Source organism: uncultured Flavobacterium sp. (genome assembly GCF_963975005.1).
Classification (GTDB): Bacteria; Bacteroidota; Bacteroidia; order Flavobacteriales; family Flavobacteriaceae; genus Flavobacterium.
Genome location: NZ_CAXBFR010000197.1, coordinates 1 through 2212, shown reverse-complemented (window position 1 = coordinate 2212; position 2212 = coordinate 1). Strand labels below are relative to the sequence as shown.

Annotated in this window: 4 protein-coding genes; all 4 read left to right on the top strand. The window is 32.5% G+C overall.

All coding sequences use genetic code 11. The features are described from left to right. Positions 1-363, top strand: a 363-nt coding sequence (locus AACZ53_RS14425; RefSeq protein WP_339839888.1) for a hypothetical protein, incomplete at its 5' end; no start/stop codon positions are given. A gap of 82 nt (positions 364-445) precedes the next feature. Further along, positions 446-700: a 30S ribosomal protein S21 gene (gene rpsU / locus AACZ53_RS14420; RefSeq protein ID WP_339839886.1), complete on the top strand. Its 255-nt coding sequence runs from the start codon at positions 446-448 to the stop codon at positions 698-700. Between the two features lie 152 nt (positions 701-852). Further along, positions 853-1842 (top strand): hypothetical protein, encoded by a 990-nt coding sequence (locus AACZ53_RS14415; RefSeq protein WP_339839884.1) that lies wholly within the window; start codon positions 853-855, stop codon positions 1840-1842. A 30-nt stretch (positions 1843-1872) separates the two neighbouring features. After that, the coding region (locus tag AACZ53_RS14410) for a hypothetical protein (RefSeq protein WP_339839882.1) at positions 1873-2212 on the top strand (340 nt) is incomplete at its 3' end.

Sequence of the window (2212 nt, the reverse complement as noted above, 5' to 3'; positions counted from 1 at the left end):
ACAATGGATTACTCAGATATATTACAAGACATTTCAGTTGACTTATCTTCTATGGTAAAGAAACATCTAAAGAATATTAAAAAATTAGATTCCAAACAACAAAAGCAATTTGGAAAACTATTTGGAGATATGAAGCAAGGTATAGATGATTTATCAGAAGGAACATACGAATCAGTAAACGAAGCAAAGATTGCATTTGTGAATGATAAGTTAGTAGGTGATAGAATCCAAAAATCAGGACTCTTACCACTATTAGGTGATAACAACGTATCTTTAAATCCTAACAAAGTGAAATTTACAAGAGAGTTAAGAGATACATTAGTAAAACTTTATAAAAAATACAGTTCATTAACCATTAAGTAATTTTAACAAAAATAAAATAATATTTATATACACCGGTCATTAGTTTGGCTGGTGTATTTTTTTTAATATTAAAAAACAATTTATGCAAGAACGAAAAAGTAACTTTAAAAAAGTCCGTAGAGAAGATATGGAAGTAATGGGTAACGCAATGGCAGTAAAAGTCGTTAACGGCCAAATTGAACCAGCTCTCAAATTATGGAAACGTAAGATGAAGGATAGTGGTAAGTTAGATGAAGTCAAAGATAGACGAGAATTCATCAAACCATCAGCAGTTAACCGTAGAAAACGTGCAGAGGCAATACGAACTCAATGGCACAGAACTCAAGAAGATAAGTAATGAGTACAATATTAGTGTTTTTATTTATACTACACTATTTATTGTAAATTGTGATACCACCTCCCAATAGGTGGTTAACGTTATTTTATATAAACAATTATATTAAGATTTACAATAATCTTATTTCCCCAAACAAATTTAGGAGAACTATTATGGCAAGAAAAGACTTGTTATCAGAAGCAATTGCTGATGCTAAGGCTGTGAAAGAAACAGCAATGGCCAATGCAAAATTAGCTTTGGAAGAAGCATTCGTACCAAAACTTCAATCAATGATATCTGCGAAGCTAGCAGAAGAAGCTGAAGAAGAAATGGAAGAAGATGAAACTGAAGAAGCGTATCATTCTGAAGAAGCTGAAGTAGAAGAATACAAAGAAGCAGAAATGGATTCGGAAGAAGAAATGGAAGAAGCTGAAATGGATTCGGAAGAAGAAGTAGAAATGGAAGAAGAAGAAGAAATGGAAATGGATTCTGAAGAAGAAGTAGAAATGGAAGAAGAAGAAGAAATGGAAATGGATTCTGAAGAGGACGAAGATGAATTAGATTTAGAATCTATCATTAGAGAACTTGAAGATGAAAACGAAATGGGTTCTGAAGAAGAAATGGAAATGGAAGAAGAAGAAGAAATGGAAATGGATTCGGAAGAAGAAGTTGAAATGACTGAAGAAGCTGAAGAAGAAGAAGAAATCGATTTGGATGAAGTTATCAGAACATTGAAAGAAATGGAAGATGGCGACGAAGAAGAAGAAGAAGCGATGACTGAAGCTGAAGAAGAAGACGAAGATATGGCAGGTGAATTGGAAGAAGCTTATACAACTATAAAAAGTTTACAAACTACTATCAACGAAGTTAACCTATTGAACGCTAAACTTCTTTACACTAACAAATTATTCAGAACATTTGATTTAAATGAAAATCAAAAAGTAAAAGTTCTTGAAAACTTTGATAGAACTTCATCAGTAAGAGAAGTTAAGTTAGTATTTTCAACATTAGCTGAAAATCTTAACGTAGCTAAGAAAACAAAAGTTGTTGTTAGAGAAGGTTATGCTTCTAAAGCAACAAAAAGTTCGGCACCTAAAAAGAAAATCATCTCAGAAGGTAACGAATTAGCCGCTCGCTGGAAAAAGCTTGCTGGTTTAATTTAATTTTTAAACAAATAAAAACGGAGAATAAACATGGATTTAAAAAATATCCTTAGTGAAGGTTCTTCTCATACCGCTAGATTATCTGAAACTACAAGAGTTTTAGCTAGTAAATGGGAAAAAACTGGTCTTTTAGAAGGAATTGACAACGAAGTTGAAAAAGCTGGTGTTGCAACACTTTTAGAAAATCAAGCAAGACAATTAGTAAAAGAAGCATCTTCTACTGGAACTGCCGCAAACGGCGAAGAATGGGCTGGAGTAGCTCTACCATTAGTAAGACGTATCTTTTCTGAAATTGTAGCAAAAGATTTCGTATCTGTACAACCAATGAACTTACCATCAGGTCTAGTATTTTATCTAGATTTTAAATATG

Excerpts from the sequence above, each read along its gene's own strand:
- AACZ53_RS14415 (WP_339839884.1), top strand. The coding sequence starts at position 853 with ATGGCAAGAAAAGACTTGTTATCAGAAGCAATTGCTGATGCTAAGGCT.
- rpsU (WP_339839886.1), top strand. The coding sequence starts at position 446 with ATGCAAGAACGAAAAAGTAACTTTAAAAAAGTCCGTAGAGAAGATATG.